Here is a 17,001-nt window from a genome sequence, read left to right as displayed (position 1 = left end):
TATTCCTTTTTGTTTTTTTGCCGAGTGACGTCAGCTTTGAGGGTAGGCCAGGATACTGGCGCCGTCATCGCGGCTTATGCCCGACTTAGCGCAGGATGGAATAAAGCGTTGTTTTTTCCAAGGGATGGATTTGCCGTAGAGTGGATTGAATAACGACAGATTGGCCCCAGGCAGGAGAACACCGTGAGCGAACAACCAACATCCGCGCATTGGCAGCTGCACAGCATCGTCAGTGGTTTGCGCAGCGCCCGTGAGCAATGGCGCAGCCGCAATGGCCGCAGCATTGGCGAGCAGGGCGGGCGCGAACTGCCCTCTCGCGAGGCCATGCGGCAGATTCTCGAGCAGTTGTGCGGGGCGCTGTTCCCGATGCGCCTTGGGCCGGTCGACCTGCGCGAAGAGAGTGAAGATTTTTACGTAGGGCACACCCTGGATGCCGCCCTGACCGCGTTGCTGGCTCAGGCCCGCTTGGAGCTGCGCTACGCCGCCCGGCAGACGCAGGGTGGCCTGGTGTCCGTCGATGCCCAGGCACTGCGGCTGATCCAGGATTTTGCCGCGGCGCTGCCCAACCTGCGGGTATTGCTCGACACCGACGTGCTGGCCGCCTACCACGGTGACCCGGCGGCGCGCAGTGTCGATGAGGTGCTGCTGTGCTACCCAGGCATCCTCGCCATCATCCATCACCGCCTGGCGCATCACTTGTACCAGGCTGGTTTGCCGCTGCTGGCGCGTATCAGTTCGGAGCTGGCGCATTCAGCAACCGGTATCGACATCCACCCCGGCGCGCAGATCGGCCCGAGCTTCTTCATCGACCACGGCACCGGCGTGGTGATTGGCGAGACTGCGATCATCGGCGAGCGGGTACGTATCTACCAGGCGGTGACACTGGGCGCCAAGCGCTTCCCAAGCGATGAGTCGGGGACCTTGCACAAAGGCCTGCCGCGCCACCCGATCGTCGAGGACGACGTGGTGATCTATGCGGGGGCCACGATCCTGGGGCGCATTACCATCGGCAAGGGCTCGACCATTGGCGGTAATGTGTGGCTCACCCGCAGCGTGCCGGCCGAGAGCAACATTACCCAGGCCAACCTGCAGCTGGATTGCCAGGACAAGAACTGACCTGAGGTCTTTACTGGCTGTACCGGCCCTTTCGCGGGGCGAGCCCGCTCCCACAGAATCATCAGCCTATTGGGGCTAGTGATGTACCTGGGGGAGTGGGCTTGCCCCGCAAAAGGGCCGGTTCAGGCAGGCACCGATCAGCACCCCGGTTCGCATCAAATCCCGATCCATGGTTAACTTGAACGCTTGTTCAATGAAAAAACGCTGGTCCGCTGCCGGTGTTCAACAGGAGGATTCCTTTGCTGAACCCGTTCATTTCGAACCTTACGTCACGTGACGAGGTGCATGCCCGATGAGTGCACCGACCCCCACCCTTGCCAACGGCAAGATGCGCATGAACCCTCCGGTGTTCTATTTCGCGGCAAGTTTCATCCTCATCTTCGGCCTCATTGTCATCACCAATCCGCAAGCCGCAGGCGACTGGTTGCTGGCGGCGCAGAACTGGGCGGCCAACACGGTCGGCTGGTACTACATGCTGGCGATGACGCTGTACCTGGTCTTCGTGGTGGTCACCGCCTTGTCTGGCTACGGCAAGATCAAGCTCGGTGCCGACCACGACGAACCCGAGTTCAGCTACTTGTCCTGGGCCGGCATGCTGTTTGCCGCCGGCATCAGCATCACGCTGTTCTTCTTCTGCGTGTCCGAACCGCTGACCCACATGCTGCAGCCGCCCCAGGGCGAAGCAGGCACGGCAGAGGCCGGGCGCCAGGCCATGCAGATCCTGTTCCTGCACTGGGGCCTGCATGGCTGGGGCGTGTTTGCCTTCGTCGGCATGGCGCTGGCCTACTTCGCCTACCGGCATAACCTGCCGCTGGCCTTGCGCTCGGCGCTGTACCCCCTGATCGGCAAGCGCATCAACGGGCCGATTGGTTACGCGGTGGATGGCTTTGGCATCATTGCCACGGTGTTCGGCCTGGGCGCCGACATGGGCTTTGGCGTGTTGCACTTGAATGCCGGCCTGGATTACCTGTTCGGGATCAGCCACAGCCAGTGGGTGCAGGTCGCGCTGATCACCCTGATGATGGGCGCGGCGGTGGCCGTGGCGGTCGCCGGGGTGGAGAAAGGCGTGCGGGTGATGAGCGACATCAACCTGTTCCTGGCCTGCGCGCTGTTGCTGTTCGTGCTGTTTGCCGGCCCTACCCAGCACCTGTTCAACACCCTTATCCAGAACCTGGGTGACTACCTCGGCGCCTTGCCCCGCAAGAGCTTCGACGTCTATGCCTATGGCGAAAACCGCGACTGGCTTGGCGGCTGGACGGTGTTCTACTGGGCCTGGTGGATTGCCTGGGCGCCGTTCGTGGGCTTGTTCATTGCGCGTATTTCGCGTGGGCGCACCATCCGCGAATTCGTCTTCGGCGTGTTGCTGATTCCCCTGGGCTTCACCCTGGCGTGGATGTCGATCTTCGGCAACAGCGCGTTGGACCAGGTCATCAACCATGGCATGACCGCGCTTGGTCAATCGGCGCTGGATAACCCGTCGATGAGCCTGTACCTGCTGCTGGAGACCTACCCCTGGAGCAAGGTGGTCATCGCGACCACGGTGTTTATCAGCTTCGTGTTCTTCGTCACCTCGGCCGACTCGGGCACTGTGGTGCTGTCGACTTTGTCGGCCAAGGGTGGTGACCCGGATGAAGACGGGCCTAACTGGCTGCGGATTTTCTGGGGCGCGATGACCGCGCTGATCACCAGTGCATTGCTGTTCGCTGGCAGCATCGATTCGCTGAAGTCGGCGGTGGTGCTGACCTCGCTGCCGTTCTCGCTGATCTTGCTGTGCATGATGTGGGGGCTGCACAAGGCGTTCTACCTGGAGTCCCAGCGGCAGATTGCGCAGATGCATTCGCTGGCGCCGTTCGCTCAGTCGCGTCGCGGGCGCGGCGGCTGGCGCCAGCGCCTGAGCCAGGCCGTGCACTTCCCATCACGCGATGAGGTGTACCGCTTCATGGACGACGTGGTGCGCCCGGCGATTGCCGATGTGCGTGAGGTGTTCGAGCAGAAGGGCCTGGTGCTGATTACCCAGGACGACCCGAGCCACGACAACGTCAGCTTGAAAGTGGGCCATGGCGAGGAGCAACCCTTCATCTACCAGGTGCAGATGCGCGGCTATTTCACGCCGTCGTTTGCGCTGGGTGGGCTGGGTGCTCAGGAGTTGAAGAACCGCCGTTATTACCGGGCGGAGGTGCACCTGAGCGAGGGCAGCCAGAACTACGACCTGGTGGGCTACAGCAAGGAGCAGATCATCAACGACATCCTCGACCAGTACGAGCGGCATATGCAGTACTTGCACTTGGTCCGCTAGACCGCTGGGGCCGCTTTGCGGCCCTTTCGCAGCACAAGGCTGCTCCTACAGGATGTGCGATCCCCTGTAGGAGCAGCCTTGTGCTGCGAATGGAGGCCAACGGCCTCCCGCGGTTCAAAACGGCGCATCCCCCAAAATCGTCGCCCGGTGCATCACCCGCCGATTCGGCCGGTAATCATCCACCGCAAAATGCTGGGTCACGCGGTTGTCCCAGAACGCCACATCATTTTCCTGCCAGCGCCAGCGAATGCTGAACTCAGGCCTGGTCGCATGGGCGAACAGCAGCTTGAGCAACGCGTCGCTCTCATACTCGTTCAATTCGTTGATGCGCGTGGTGAACCCTTCGTTGACGAACAGCGCCTTGCGCCCGCTGACCGGGTGCGTGCGGATCACTGGATGTGACAGCGGCGGGTTGTTGCGCCGGGTCACTTCCCAGCGCGCCAGGTCTTCTGGCGTGGTGCCAAAACGCTCGAGCGGGAACGACTTGGTGAAATCATGGGTGGCCGTCAGCCCGTCAAGCATCTCGCGCAGGGGCGCCGACAAGGCTTCGAGGGCGGCAATGCCACTGGCCCACAGGGTGTCGCCGCCATACGCTGGCAGTTGCTTGGCGCTGAGCACCGCGCCTAACGCCGGGGTCGGCAGGAAGGTCACGTCGGTGTGCCAGACGGCGTTGTCGCGCACGTCGGTGACCGCCGTGTCGAGCACCAGCACCTGCGGGGTTTCCGGCACGTTGGGGTAGATCGGGTGGATGTGCAGGTCACCAAAGCGGGCCGCAAAGCGGGCTTGCTGGTCTGGGTTGATCGGTTGATCGCGGAAGAACAGCACCTGGTGCTTGAGCAGCGCTTGCTCGATGGCGTCGCGCTGCTCGGTGGTGATGTCGCGGCTGATGTCCACGCCGCTGATCTGGGCGCCGAGCGCCGGGCTGAGAGGGGTGATGGTCAGGCTCATGTCGGTCTCGATCTGTTTTTACTAGGCGCCGAAATGCCGGCGTGGTCAGTGGCTTTGCCCATGCCAGGGCACCAGCTTGCGTTGCAGCGCCCGCAGGCTCATCTCCAGTGCGAAGGCGATCAGGGCGATCAGCAGAATGCCCAGCACCACCACGTCAGTGACCAGGAACTGCGCCGCCGACTGCACCATGAAGCCCAGGCCGCTGGTGGCGGCGATCAGTTCTGCGGCGACCAGGGTCGACCAGCCGACCCCAAGGCCGATGCGGATGCCGGTGAGGATGTCGGGCAAGGCGCTGGGCAGGATCACGTGGCGGATCAGTTGCGCCTTGGTCGCCCCCAGCGATTGCGCGGCGCGCAGTTTGGCCGGGTCGACGGTGCGTACGCCGGTGGCGGTGGCGATGGCAATCGGGGCGAAGATCGCCAGGTAAATCAGCAACACTTTCGACAGCTCGCCGATGCCGCACCAGATGACGATGAGCGGCAGATAGGCCAGAGGCGGAATAGGGCGGTAGAACTCGATCAGCGGGTCGAGAATGCCCCGCGCCACACGGTTGTAACCGATGGCGATGCCGACCGGGATGGCGGTCAGGGTGGCGGCGACCAGTGCCAGGCCGATACGGCCCAGGCTTGCCCCCAGGTGCTGCCACAGGCTGGCATCCATGTAGCCCTGGGTCAGTAGGGTCCAGGCCCTGGCCAGGATATCGCCGGGCGCCGGCAGGAACAGCGGCTCGATCCAGCCGGCGGCCGTCACCAGCCACCAGGCCAGCAGCAGGCTGGCCAGGGTCAGGGTGCTGATCCAGCGGGTAGCAAGCGGGCGGCGTGGCTTTTCAGCAGGCCGGGTGTGGGCGTCGCGTTTGCCGGTAACCGGCAGATCCAGGCTGCTCATGCGCGCTCCTGCAGGCTTTGGCGTTGGGAGAAGACCCGCGCCAGCACATGCTCGCGGGTTTCGATGAAGCGTGGGTCGGACTTGATCGCCCGGGCCGGCTCGCCCGCCGCGTAGCGTTGGCCGAAGTCCAACTGCAGGCGCTCGACCACACGCCCCGGGTTGGGCGCCAGCAGCACCAGCTCGCTGGCGAGGAACACCGCTTCTTCAATGTCGTGGGTAATCAGGAACACAGGCTTTGCGGTGCGCTGCCAAACCTGCAGCAGCAGCTCTTGCATCTGCTCTCGGGTGAACGCGTCGAGCGCGCCGAACGGCTCGTCCATCAGCAGTACCCGTGGGTCGGCCGCCAGCGCGCGGGCCAGGCCGACACGCTGCTTCTGGCCACCGGACAATTGCCATATGCGCCGATCGGCAAACCCTTCCAGGTCGACCAAGGCCAGCATCTCGCGGGCCTTGGCCTCACGCTGGGCGCGCGGTACGCCGGCCAGCTCAAGGCCAAAGGCGACGTTGCCCAGCACGTTCTGCCAGGGCAGCAAGGCATCGTCTTGGAACACCACACCGCGTTCGGCGCTGGGGCCGTTGACCGGTGCACCGTCAAGGGTGATGCGGCCGCCGCTGGGGGCGACGAAGCCGGCGATCAGGTTGAGCAGCGACGTCTTGCCGCTGCCGGATGGCCCGAGGGCCACCAGCAGCTGGCGTGGCCCCAGGCTCAGGTTGATGTCGGCCAGCACCGGGGTGCTGGCGCCAGGGTACTGTGCGCTGATGCGCTCCAGTTCAAGCAAGGCCATGACGGGCTCCGGATCAGTTTGGAAGGAACTTGGCGCTGACGTACGGCGAGTAGTCCGGCAGCACCGCGTCGACCTTGCCTTGTTGCTTGAGGAAGGTGGCTGTGTCAGTCAGCGCTTGGGTGGTCGGTGCACCCAGGGCGTTGGCCTGGTCGGCGGCCAATGGGTAGACGTTGCCTTCCAGCAGCACCGGGATATCGCTGGCCTTGGCGCCGGACAGCTTGACCAGCTTGGCCACGTTGTCCTTGTTGGCCAGCCAGGCTTGCGGGTCTTTGCGGTAGTCGGCGTAGGCGTCGAGGGTGACCTTGGCGAACGCCTTGACCACGTCAGGGTGCTTGTCGGCGAAGTCCTTGCGCACGATCCAGGCGTCGAAGGTCGGTGCGCCTTTTTCGGCCAGTTCACCGGAGGTGATCAGCACCTTGCCGTTTTCCTTGGCCACGCCCAGGGCGGGGTCCCAGACGTAGGTCGCGTCGATGTCACCGCGTTTCCAGGCGGCAATGATCGCCGGTGGCGCGAGGTTGAGGATCTGTACCTTGGACGGGTCGATGTTCCAGGCCTTGAGCGCCGCCAGCAGGCTGTAGTGGCCGGTGGAAACGAAAGGCACGGCCACTTTCTTGCCGATCAGGTCTTGAGGCGTCTTGATGCTGTCGCGCGCCACCAGTGCTTCGCCCGCGCCGATCTGGGTGGCGATCAGGAAGGTCTCGACCGGCAGTTTGCGTGTTGCCGCAGCGGCCAGCGGGCTGGAACCGAGGTAGCCGATCTGCACGTCACCGCTGGCCACAGCCGTGATCACATCGGCGCCGTTGTCGAATTTGCGCCAGTCGATACTGGCCTTGCTGGCTTTTTCGTAGTCGCCATCGACCTGGGCCACTTTGGCCGGGTCAACGGTGGTCTGGTAGGCCACGGTCAGGTCGGCGGCCTGGGCCAACCAGCTGGTGCCGGCGAGGGTCAGGGCGGCGAACAGGCGCAGCGGAGCGTGCGGGATCATGGTTGAACCTCTCGTCAGGCAATCGATGTGATGGATGGCGAGAAGACTAAATGATCTAAGAAATCTAAAATAAATAACTTTTTAGAATTAGCTTAGGAGCCAAATGCTTTAAGCCGCGCGCCGTTGATGTCGCGCAATGGCGAAATCCGACAGGGCTGCTAGGCTTTTTCGTCCCTTAGAGCAGTATGGAATTAAGTTATGAGCAAACGTTTGCAAATAACCAACAGTTATGAACCAATGTGCCGTTTACAACAAAAGGCAGTAAAGGTTCCTAACATATTCCGGAAAAATCTTACAAATTCATAAAACGGTCATTTTGGATTTATAGGATTGTCATTATCCTGTAGCGCAGGTGGCGTCTTAGACCAAAGTCGCGAAACGTTTAGAAACGATTGACTTCATGGTCACGCTTTGGGACTAAATCGCCAATCCACGGTGAGCGGGGCAGCAGACCCCGCCTCCAGAGATACACAAGAATTAGAACGTAGAGGAGCAAAACATGTACAAGTCCAGCCTGGCTCTGGCCGTGGCACTGGGGGTTCTCGCCCAACAAGCAGGCGCTGCCGGTTTCGTTGAAGACAGCAAACTGTCGCTCAGCTCGCGCACCATGTACTTCAACAACGACAACCGTGACGGCGGTGCTGACAACCGCGAGTCTGGCCAGGGCTTCAAGCTCGACTACCTGTCCGGTTTCACCGAAGGTACCGTTGGCTTCGGCGTCGATGTTCAGGCCCTGTGGGGTATTCACCTGGATGGCGGCCGCGGCAAGCACCCTGACAACAGCAGCTTCTTCCCGAGCGATACCGACGGGTCTGCTGTAAGCCAGTGGGCGCGTGTAGGCGGTAACGCCAAGGCTCGCTTCTCGAAGACCGAAGCCCACTTCGGTAGCGCCCTGGCGCCGAACCTGCCGATCCTGGTGGCCAACGATGGCCGTCTGCTGCCGCAGACCTTCGAGGGTGGCACCATCCAGTCGAAGGAAATCGACAACCTGACCGTCAACGCCGGTCAGCTGACCCACGCCATGGGCCGTGCTTCGAGCAACCGTACCGGCCTGTCCGTGGCGGGCGCTACCCAGGACAGCAACAAGTTCCGCTACGGCGGCCTGGACTACAAGCTCACCCCAGACCTGACCCTGCAGTACTACTACTCGAACCTGGAAGACTTCTACAAGCAGCACTTCCTGGGCGCGACCCACGTGTTCAAGATTGCTGACGACCAGTCGTTCAAGACCGACCTGCGCTACTTCGACAGCAGCAGCGACGGCAAGAACGGTGAAGCCGGCTACCGCTTCAACAACAACGGCGGTTATGCCAAGAACGCTGGCGAGGTCGACAACAAGACCTGGACCGCCATGTTCACCTATACCCTGGGCGGCCATGCGCTGATGCTCGGTCACCAGCGCGTCAACGATGACGGTGGTTTCGTCTGGCTCAACCAAGGTAGCGTCGTTGATGGCAATGGCCGCAACGAAGGCGCCGCTGGTTCCAGCTTCTACCTGTTCACCGACAGCATGATCAACCAGTTCGCCAAGGCCGGTGAGAACACCACCTTCGGTCAGTACTCGTATGACTTCGCGCGTCTGGGCGTCCCTGGCCTGAAAGCTTCGGTCTCCTACCTGAAAGGTGAAGACGGCAAGAACGCCAACGGCAACGGTACCTTCAGCGAATGGGAACGTGACGCTCGCGTCGACTACGTCATCCAGGAAGGCACCTTCAAAGGCCTGGGCGCCAGCCTGCGTCACGGTGTCTACCGTGGCACTGGCACCAGCTCGCTGGCTGACCAGGATCAGACCCGTCTGATCTTCAACTACACTTACAACTTCCTGTAAGCCGTAGCTGAACCAGAAGCCTCGCCTAGTGCGAGGCTTTTTTGTGTCTGCAATTCGGTATGCTCTGTGGTTATAAATAAATCAGTATTTATTCTTTTTGTTTTTAACTGAATGCAGGCACATTGAACCTCACAAGGCCAGAACACAGCATAGGAGCCGCACCTCATGAGCCTCAAACTCGGCGACATCGCCCCCGATTTCGAACAGGATTCCAGTGAAGGCAAGATCCGCTTCCACGAGTGGCTCGGCAACAGTTGGGGTGTGCTGTTTTCCCACCCGGCCGACTTTACCCCGGTGTGCACCACCGAACTGGGCCTGACCGCCAAGCTCAAAGACGACTTCGCCCAGCGCGGCGTCAAGGCCATCGCGCTGTCGGTGGACCCGGTCGACTCGCACCACAAGTGGATCGATGACATCAACGAGACCCAGAACACCGTGGTCAACTTCCCGATCATCGCCGACGCCGACCGCAAGGTGTCCGACCTGTACGACCTGATTCACCCGAACGCGAACGACACCCTGACCGTGCGCTCGCTGTTCGTCATCGACCCAAACAAGAAGGTGCGCCTGACCATTACCTATCCGGCCAGTACCGGGCGCAACTTCAACGAGATTTTGCGGGTAATCGACTCGCTGCAGCTGACCGACAACTACAAGGTCGCCACGCCAGGTAACTGGCAGGACGGTGACGACGTAGTGATCGTGCCTTCGCTCAAAGACGAGGAGGAGATCAAGCAGCGTTTCCCCAAAGGGTATCGGGCGGTGAAGCCTTATCTGCGCCTGACGCCGCAACCTAATCGTTAAAGGATCCACGTTGCATTGCTCTTAGCCATAGCAGGGATTTCGGGCCGTTTCGACGGCCCTTTTTTATGCCTGAAGGAACGGTTTTGGCTTCTTCGCGGGTAAACCCGCTCCCACAGTGACCGTATTGGGGAATAGATAAAAGTGGAATAAACAAATGAAAAAATATGATTTCTAGATATATGAACAGGCTGTTAATGTCACTCCCAACAGAACACAAGGAAGCGCTCCAATGCTGGTCGTCTCAATCGGTGGTAGCCCTGGTACCCGTTCACGCTCCGGCGTGTTGCTCGAGCGCTCGCGCCAGTGGCTGCAGCACCGTGGCGTCGAAGTGGTGACCTTCCAGGTACGTGACTTCCCCGCCGAGGACCTGCTCCATGCGCGCTTCGACAGCCCGCAGGTGCAGCACTTCCAGCAACTGGTGGCCCAGGCCGATGGCCTGATCGTCGCCACCCCGGTGTACAAGGCATCGTTCGCCGGTGCGCTGAAGACTTTGCTCGACCTGCTGCCCGAACGCGCCCTGGAGCACAAGGTCGTGTTGCCCATCGCTACCGGCGGCAGCATCGCCCACATGCTAGCGGTGGATTACGCGTTAAAACCGGTGCTGTCGGCACTCAAGGCGCAAGAGACCCTGCAAGGGATCTTCGCCGACGACAGCCAGGTCGCCTACGCAGAAGGCGCCAAGGCGGCACAGCTGGCACCTGCTCTGGATGAGCGCCTGCAGGACTCGCTGGAAACCTTCCACGTTGCCCTGGCCCGTCGGCCGCGCCCCGTGGCCCCCGGCGTACTCAATGAACGCCTGATCAGTGCCCGCTGGAGCATCTGACCCGGTTCAACGGCTTTATCGCGTCATCCACCTTACTCGCCCGTCAACGAGGCAAGCAGGTGCAACCCGAACCCCATTCGCACAGGAGAGCGCCATGCGCACAGTCTTCTTGCGTCGTGGTCTGGTCGCCCTGTTTGCGGCGGCTGTGTCCTTCGGCGCCATCAACCAAGCCCAGGCCGAGAGCCTGCGCATCGGTTATCAGAAATACGGCACCCTGGTGCTGCTCAAGGCCAAAGGCACGCTGGAGAAGCGCCTGGCCGAGCAGGGCGTGCAGGTGCAGTGGACCGAATTCCCCGGTGGCCCGCAGTTGCTCGAAGGCCTGAACGTCGGCTCCATCGACTTCGGCGTCACCGGCGAAACGCCGCCGGTATTCGCTCAGGCTGCCGGCGCCGACCTGCTCTACGTGGCCTACGAGCCACCGGCGCCGCACAGCGAAGCGATCCTGGTGCCGAAGGGCTCGTCGATCCAGTCGGTGAAAGACCTCAAAGGCAAGAAAGTCGTCCTCAACAAGGGCTCCAACGTCCACTACCTGCTGGTGCGTGCCCTGGAAGATGCAGGCCTCAAATACAGCGACATTCAACCGGTCTACCTGCCGCCAGCCGATGCCCGCGCGGCATTCGAGCGTGGCAGCGTCGATGCCTGGGTGATCTGGGACCCGTACCAGGCCGCCGCCGAGAAACAGCTGCAGGCACGCACCCTGCGTGACGGCAAAGGCCTGGTCGACAACCATCAGTTCTATCTCGCCACCCGTGACTATGCCACCCAGCACCCTGCCGTGATCAGCACCTTGATCGACGAAGTGCGTGCCGTGGGCGAGTGGTCCCAGGCCAACCCGCAGGAGGTCACCGATCAGGTTGCGCCCCTGCTTGGGCTGCCTGCCGACATCACCCTGACCTCGGTCAAGCGCCAAGGCTACGGCGCTGCGCCGCTCACCCCTGAGGTGGTGGCCGCACAACAGAAGATCGCCGACACGTTCCAGGCGCTGAAGCTTATTCCCAAGCCGCTGAGCATCAAGGACGTGATCTGGACACCCCCGGCCAAGGTCGCCAGTGCGCCTTGATTGAATTGCCTGCGCCGGGGCGTTGCTCCGGCTTGAGCCACCCTTGAGGAGACAACTCCAATGAGCCTTAACATTTTCTGGTTTCTTCCCACACACGGTGACGGCAAGTACCTGGGCACCTCCGATGGCGCCCGTGCAGTCGATCACGGCTACCTGCAGCAAATTGCCCAGGCTGCCGACCGCCTTGGTTTTGGTGGGGTGCTGATCCCTACCGGGCGTTCCTGCGAGGATTCCTGGCTGGTGGCTGCGTCGTTGATCCCTGTCACCCAGCGCCTGAAGTTTCTGGTTGCTCTGCGCCCCGGCATCATTTCGCCGACCGTGGCGGCGCGCCAGGCCGCGACCCTGGACCGCCTGTCCAACGGCCGTGCGCTGTTCAACCTGGTCACCGGTGGCGACCCGGACGAACTGGCCGGTGACGGCCTGCACCTGAGCCACGAAGAGCGCTACGAAGCCTCGGTCGAGTTCACCCGTATCTGGCGCAAGGTGCTGGAAGGCGAAAACGTCGACTACGACGGCAAGCACATCCAGGTGAAGGGCGCCAAACTGCTTTATCCGCCGGTTCAGCAACCGCGTCCGCCGCTGTACTTCGGCGGCTCGTCCGAAGCCGCGCAAGACCTGGCGGCCGAGCAGGTCGAGCTGTACCTGACCTGGGGCGAGCCACCGGCCGCTGTCGCCGAAAAAATCGCCCAGGTGCGCGAAAAGGCGGCCGCCCAAGGCCGCGAAGTGCGCTTCGGTATCCGCCTGCACGTGATCGTGCGTGAAACCAATGAAGAAGCCTGGGCCGCCGCTGACCGCCTGATCTCGCACCTGGACGACGAAACCATCGCCCGTGCCCAGGCCTCGCTGGCGCGTTTCGACTCGGTCGGCCAGCAGCGCATGGCTGCCCTGCACGGCGGCAACCGCGACAACCTGGAAGTCAGCCCCAACCTGTGGGCGGGTGTCGGCCTGGTACGCGGCGGCGCCGGTACCGCGCTGGTCGGCGATGGCCCTACCGTGGCTGCGCGGGTCAAGGAATACGCCGAGCTGGGCATCGATACCTTCATCTTCTCGGGTTATCCACACCTTGAAGAGTCCTACCGCGTTGCCGAGCTGCTATTCCCGCACCTCGACGTACAGCGCCCGGAGCAACCGAAAAGTACCGGTTACGTGAGCCCGTTCGGCGAGATGGTGGCCAACGACATCCTGCCCAAGTCCGTGTCGCAGAGCTGAGGGCCGGGCCATGAGTCGTGCAACTTCTTCTACTTTGGCCCAACGCCTGGCCCCGTGGGCACTGCCGGTACTGCTGCTGGCGGCCTGGCAGCTGGCGGTCAGCGCGGGCTGGCTGTCGACCCGCATCCTGCCAGCGCCGAGCGCGGTGGTCAGCGCGGGTGTCGAGCTGGTGCGCAGCGGCGAGATCTGGACCCACCTGGCCATCAGTGGCTGGCGTGCCGGGCTGGGCTTCGTCATCGGCGGCAGCATCGGCCTGGCGCTGGGCTTTATCACTGGCCTGTCGAACTGGGGCGAACGCCTGCTCGACAGCTCGGTGCAGATGATCCGCAACGTGCCTCACCTGGCGCTGATCCCACTGGTGATCCTGTGGTTCGGTATCGATGAGTCGGCAAAGATTTTTTTGGTCGCCCTGGGCACGTTGTTCCCGATCTACCTCAACACCTACCACGGCATCCGCAACGTTGACCCGGCCCTGGTGGAGATGGCGCGCAGCTATGGCCTGTCCGGTTTCGGCCTGTTCCGTCAGGTGATCCTGCCAGGTGCGTTGCCCTCGATCCTGGTGGGCGTGCGCTTCGCCCTGGGCTTCATGTGGCTGACCCTGATCGTGGCAGAAACCATCTCGGCGAATGCCGGTATCGGTTACCTGGCGATGAACGCCCGTGAGTTCCTGCAGACCGACGTGGTGGTCTTGGCCATCGTCCTGTACGCCGTGCTTGGCAAGCTCGCTGACCTCGCCGCCCGCGGCCTGGAACGTGTCTGGCTGCGCTGGCACCCGGCCTATCAAGTGGCCAAGAAGGAGGGCGCATGACCGTGCTCAAGGAACAGCCGCCACGCCTGCTGCGTGGCATCCCCCTGGCATCCAACGGCCTGCGCAAAACCTTTGGCCAGCGTGAAGTGCTCAAAGGCATCGACCTGCACATCCCGGCCGGCCAGTTCGTCGCCATCGTTGGCCGCAGCGGCTGCGGCAAGAGCACTTTGCTGCGTTTGCTGGCCGGCCTCGACCAGCCCAGCGCCGGTGAATTGCTGGCAGGTGCCGCACCCTTGGCTGAAGCCCGCGAAGAAACCCGGCTGATGTTCCAGGACGCGCGCCTGTTGCCGTGGAAGAAGGTGATCGACAACGTCGGCCTGGGCTTGTCTGGCAACTGGCGGCCACGTGCGCTGGATGCGCTGGAAGCAGTCGGCCTGGCCGACCGCGCCAACGAGTGGCCGGCAGCACTCTCCGGTGGCCAGAAGCAACGGGTGGCCCTGGCGCGGGCACTGATTCACCAACCGCGTCTGCTGTTGCTGGATGAGCCGCTGGGTGCCCTGGATGCATTGACCCGTATCGAGATGCAGCAATTGATCGAACGCCTCTGGCGTCAGCACGGGTTCACCGTGTTGCTGGTTACCCACGATGTCAGCGAGGCGGTTGCCGTGGCGGACCGGGTGATCTTGATCGAAGACGGCGAGGTCGGGCTCGACCTCACTGTCGATCTGGCACGGCCAAGGTCGCGTGGTTCGCACCGTTTGGCGGCGCTGGAAAGCGAAGTGCTCAACCGTGTTCTGTCGGCTCCGGGCACTGCGCCTGAGCCGGATCCTGTAGCCCCTTTGCCCACGCAACTGCGTTGGGCGCACTGAATGACTCACTTACCCGACTGAAGCCAAAGAGAAGGAATCAAGCCATGACTATCAAAGCCATCAACGTTCGCAACCAGTTCAAAGGCACCGTGAAAGAAATCCTCGAAGGCCCGGTACTGTCGGAAATCGACGTGCAGACCGCCTCCGGCGTTGTCACCTCGGTGATCACCACCCGCTCCGTGCGTGAGCTGGAGCTGCAGGTGGGCAGTGAAGTGATTGCCTTTGTGAAGTCGACAGAAGTGTCCATCGCCAAGCTGTGATTCTGGTGTTGAACGGGGCTGCTCTGCAGCCCTTCGCGGGCAAGCCCGCTCCTACAAGAGATCGAATTCCCATCAGGAGATCGAATCCCATGTGGAAGCGGGCTGGTCCCGCGAAGGGCCGCAAAGCGGCCCCAACCATTTCAACCCAAACGCTTAGCCAGAAACGGCGGCAAATAAAGCCCCAGATACGCCTCGAACACCCGCTTGCCTTCCTCAGCCATACGCGCCGTGATCTGTTCATGCAACTGCACCGACCGCGCATACACCCGGTCGCTCAGCTCCATGGCCAGGGCAAACACATCCACATCCGCAGGCATCACCGGCAAGTGAAAATGCTGGTCGAACAGCTTGTACATCAGGTCGCCCAGCTCCATGTCGTGCTGCCGGTCAGCTTGCACCACTTCGCTCAGGCCATGCTGCGCCAGGATCAACTGACGCGCCGCGGCATCCCCGTTGTAGATATCCAGCATGCGTTGCTCGATCAACCGTGACAGTTCATGCCAGGTCGTCAGCGTACTGCTGTCGATCGGTGCACTCAGCGCTTCGCGAAACGCCCGGTGCACGTCGGCGGTCAACGCCTCCAGCAGGGCTGGGACGCTGGCGAAGAAGTGGTACACCGACGAAGGGGGTATCTGCGCCCGCTCGGCCACGCTGTAGATCGACAACCCCGCCACCCCCAGCTCGGCAAGCAGCTCGCGCGCGGCCGCCAGGATCGTCTCGATCCTGGCCTGGCTGCTGGCGCGCGGCTTGCGCGGGGAGGCGGTGCGGCTCATCAGTTGCTGATCGCCAGGATGCTGGCCTGGTAGGCACCGACGAACAGGTCGAAGTCGCCGACTTCGGTCTGCTCAAGCTCGGCCTGCTTGGCCAGCGACTCGCGGGCCAGCGTTTCGAAGGCCTGCTGGCGTTCGCTGCTTAGCGGTTGCTCGCGGAAGCGCTCGGCGTGAACGCGGCTCTGGCGCAGCGAGAACTGGACAAAACTTTCGTCATGTTCGGTCATGCGTGCCAGGACTTGGGCCGATGGGGTCAGCGAGGCGTCGTCGACCTTGGCCTGTTGCTCCTGCAGGGCGTTGGCATGTGCGTCGCCGCCGTGGGCGCGGTCGAGCAGCTCGGCCAGTTGGCCAATGCGAGTGATCAACTCGGTAGCCCAGGTTTTCAGCGCGATGGGCTGACCATCACGGTGTAGTTCCAAGCCTGGGCGACGGCCTTCTTTGACTACGGTCAGGAAGTTGCTGGTGCACTGGCCACACTCGCCGTTGTCCAGTTGTGGGCTTTCTTCAAGCGCGCAGAACAGCAGGAAGGCATCGAGGAAACGCGCTTCGGTCAGGTCGATCCCGACCGGCAGGAACGGGTTGATGTCCAGGCAGCGCACTTCGACGTACTGCACGCCACGGGACGTCAGCGCCTGGATCGGCCGCTCGCCGGTGTAGGTGACACGCTTGGGGCGGATGTTCGAGTAGTACTCGTTCTCGATTTGCAGGATGTTGGTGTTCAACTGCACCCACTCGCCATCCACGTGCGTGCCGACCTCGACGTAAGGCGGGTAGGGCGTGCCCACCGCCTTGCGCAGGCTGTCGGTGTAGCTGGCCAGGTTGTTGTAGCACGGCGTGAGGCCGGCCTGGGCGTTGCTCTGGTAACCCAGGTCGCTCATGCGCAGGCTGGTGGCGTAGGGCAGGAACAACGTTTCGGCATCCAGCTCTTCAAGCTGGTGCGGGCGGCCACGCAGGAAGCCTTTGTCCAGGGTCGGCGAAGCGCCGAACAGGTACATCAAAAGCCAGCTGTAGCGGCGGAAGTTGCGGATCAGCGCGATGTAGGCCGACGACTGATAATCGCGCGCCTCTTCTGCGCTGCCTTCGCTTGCGCGCAGCAAGGGCCACAACGCTTCAGGCAGCGAGAAGTTGTAATGGATACCGGCGATGCACTGCATGGTGCGGCCATAGCGCAGGGCCAGGCCTTTGCGGTACACGTGCTTGAGCTTGCCGATGTTGGAGCTGCCGTATTCGGCAATCGGGATGTCTTCCTCGGCCGGCAACGCGCAGGGCATCGACGGGCTCCACAGGTATTCGCTACCCAGCTTGGTGTAGACGAAGCGGTGGATCTCGTCGAGGTTCTCGAGCACCTGGGCCGGGTCCGCCAGGGCCGGGGTGATGAACTCCAGCAGCGACTCGGAATAATCGGTGGTGATCTGCTCGTTGGTCAGCGCCGAACCCAAGGCCTCAGGGTGCGGGGTCTGGGCCAGGCGACCTTCATCGGTCACGCGCAGGCATTCTCGCTCAATACCGTGCAGGCACTGCTTGAGCAGGGGGAGATTTGCGCCGAGCAGGCTCAGGCGGCGGTTGAGGAGTTCGCTCAAGATGTATTCCTTCACGCGTCAGTCGCCCCAATATG

General features: G+C 62.5%; 16 protein-coding genes. 10 read left to right on the top strand and 6 right to left on the bottom strand.

Annotated features, from left to right (window positions below):
• The first annotated feature begins 183 nt into the window (after positions 1 to 183).
• The gene (gene epsC / locus AC5PZ0_RS20705) at positions 184 to 1,116 is read left to right on the top strand and encodes a serine O-acetyltransferase EpsC (protein ID WP_099428064.1); all 933 of its coding nucleotides are present in this window, start codon (positions 184 to 186) and stop codon (positions 1,114 to 1,116) included.
• A gap of 334 nt (positions 1,117 to 1,450) precedes the next feature.
• Positions 1,451 to 3,412, top strand: a complete 1,962-nt coding sequence (gene betT, locus AC5PZ0_RS20700) for a choline transporter BetT (protein ID WP_172960398.1) — start codon at positions 1,451 to 1,453, stop codon at positions 3,410 to 3,412.
• Between the two features lie 114 nt (positions 3,413 to 3,526).
• Here the strand turns inward: betT and tauD are convergent, their stop codons facing one another.
• The 4 genes from tauD to tauA are packed head-to-tail and all read right to left on the bottom strand — an operon-like array spanning position 3,527 to position 7,015.
• Complete coding sequence (tauD, locus tag AC5PZ0_RS20695; protein WP_493855647.1) at positions 3,527 to 4,360, bottom strand: taurine dioxygenase; 834 nt, start codon at positions 4,358 to 4,360, stop codon at positions 3,527 to 3,529.
• Between the two features lie 45 nt (positions 4,361 to 4,405).
• A complete protein-coding gene (gene tauC, locus AC5PZ0_RS20690) occupies positions 4,406 to 5,245 on the bottom strand; it encodes a taurine ABC transporter permease TauC (RefSeq protein ID WP_493855646.1) in 840 nt (279 codons plus the stop codon).
• Positions 5,242 to 6,030, bottom strand: coding sequence for a taurine ABC transporter ATP-binding subunit (gene tauB, locus AC5PZ0_RS20685; protein ID WP_493855645.1), 789 nt, complete (start codon positions 6,028 to 6,030; stop codon positions 5,242 to 5,244). The genes tauC and tauB overlap by 4 nt, the downstream gene beginning before the upstream one ends.
• A 13-nt stretch (positions 6,031 to 6,043) precedes the next feature.
• Entirely contained in the window at positions 6,044 to 7,015 is a 972-nt protein-coding gene (gene tauA, locus AC5PZ0_RS20680) for a taurine ABC transporter substrate-binding protein (RefSeq protein ID WP_085273871.1), read from the bottom strand.
• A 499-nt stretch (positions 7,016 to 7,514) separates the two neighbouring features.
• On the opposite strand from tauA, the gene AC5PZ0_RS20675 reads away from it, so the two are divergent.
• From AC5PZ0_RS20675 to AC5PZ0_RS20640, 8 genes are all read left to right on the top strand, one after another.
• A complete protein-coding gene (locus AC5PZ0_RS20675; protein ID WP_493855644.1) occupies positions 7,515 to 8,843 on the top strand; it encodes an OprD family porin in 1,329 nt (442 codons plus the stop codon).
• Between the two features lie 165 nt (positions 8,844 to 9,008).
• On the top strand, positions 9,009 to 9,647 hold the full coding sequence (locus tag AC5PZ0_RS20670; protein WP_027595177.1) for a peroxiredoxin: 639 nt from the start codon (positions 9,009 to 9,011) through the stop codon (positions 9,645 to 9,647).
• A gap of 229 nt (positions 9,648 to 9,876) precedes the next feature.
• Positions 9,877 to 10,470: an NADPH-dependent FMN reductase gene (ssuE, locus tag AC5PZ0_RS20665; RefSeq protein WP_027595178.1), complete on the top strand. Its 594-nt coding sequence runs from the start codon at positions 9,877 to 9,879 to the stop codon at positions 10,468 to 10,470.
• A 94-nt stretch (positions 10,471 to 10,564) separates the two neighbouring features.
• Positions 10,565 to 11,530, top strand: a complete 966-nt coding sequence (locus AC5PZ0_RS20660; RefSeq protein WP_493855643.1) for a sulfonate ABC transporter substrate-binding protein — start codon at positions 10,565 to 10,567, stop codon at positions 11,528 to 11,530.
• 60 nt (positions 11,531 to 11,590) lie between these two features.
• Entirely contained in the window at positions 11,591 to 12,739 is a 1,149-nt protein-coding gene (ssuD, locus tag AC5PZ0_RS20655) for an FMNH2-dependent alkanesulfonate monooxygenase (protein WP_099428069.1), read from the top strand.
• A gap of 10 nt (positions 12,740 to 12,749) precedes the next feature.
• A complete protein-coding gene (gene ssuC / locus AC5PZ0_RS20650) occupies positions 12,750 to 13,547 on the top strand; it encodes an aliphatic sulfonate ABC transporter permease SsuC (RefSeq protein ID WP_027595181.1) in 798 nt (265 codons plus the stop codon).
• A complete protein-coding gene (gene ssuB / locus AC5PZ0_RS20645) occupies positions 13,544 to 14,356 on the top strand; it encodes an aliphatic sulfonates ABC transporter ATP-binding protein (RefSeq protein ID WP_027595182.1) in 813 nt (270 codons plus the stop codon). Before ssuC ends, ssuB begins: the two co-directional genes overlap by 4 nt.
• A gap of 44 nt (positions 14,357 to 14,400) precedes the next feature.
• Positions 14,401 to 14,616 (top strand): TOBE domain-containing protein, encoded by a 216-nt coding sequence (locus tag AC5PZ0_RS20640; protein ID WP_027595183.1) that lies wholly within the window; start codon positions 14,401 to 14,403, stop codon positions 14,614 to 14,616.
• A gap of 140 nt (positions 14,617 to 14,756) precedes the next feature.
• Here the strand turns inward: AC5PZ0_RS20640 and AC5PZ0_RS20635 are convergent, their stop codons facing one another.
• Together AC5PZ0_RS20635 and gshA are read right to left on the bottom strand one after the other, a co-directional pair.
• Positions 14,757 to 15,389 carry a TetR/AcrR family transcriptional regulator gene (locus tag AC5PZ0_RS20635; RefSeq protein ID WP_027595184.1) on the bottom strand — a complete coding sequence of 211 codons (633 nt, stop codon included), beginning with the start codon at positions 15,387 to 15,389 and terminating at the stop codon, positions 14,757 to 14,759.
• Positions 15,389 to 16,966 (bottom strand): glutamate--cysteine ligase, encoded by a 1,578-nt coding sequence (gene gshA, locus AC5PZ0_RS20630; protein ID WP_420832924.1) that lies wholly within the window; start codon positions 16,964 to 16,966, stop codon positions 15,389 to 15,391. The genes AC5PZ0_RS20635 and gshA overlap by 1 nt, the downstream gene beginning before the upstream one ends.
• Positions 16,967 to 17,001 lie beyond the last annotated feature (35 nt).

Source organism: Pseudomonas sp. 5.2 (assembly GCF_059025405.1).
The sequence above is the reverse complement of the archived record's forward strand: the minus strand, read 5'-3'. Positions and strand labels throughout refer to the sequence as shown.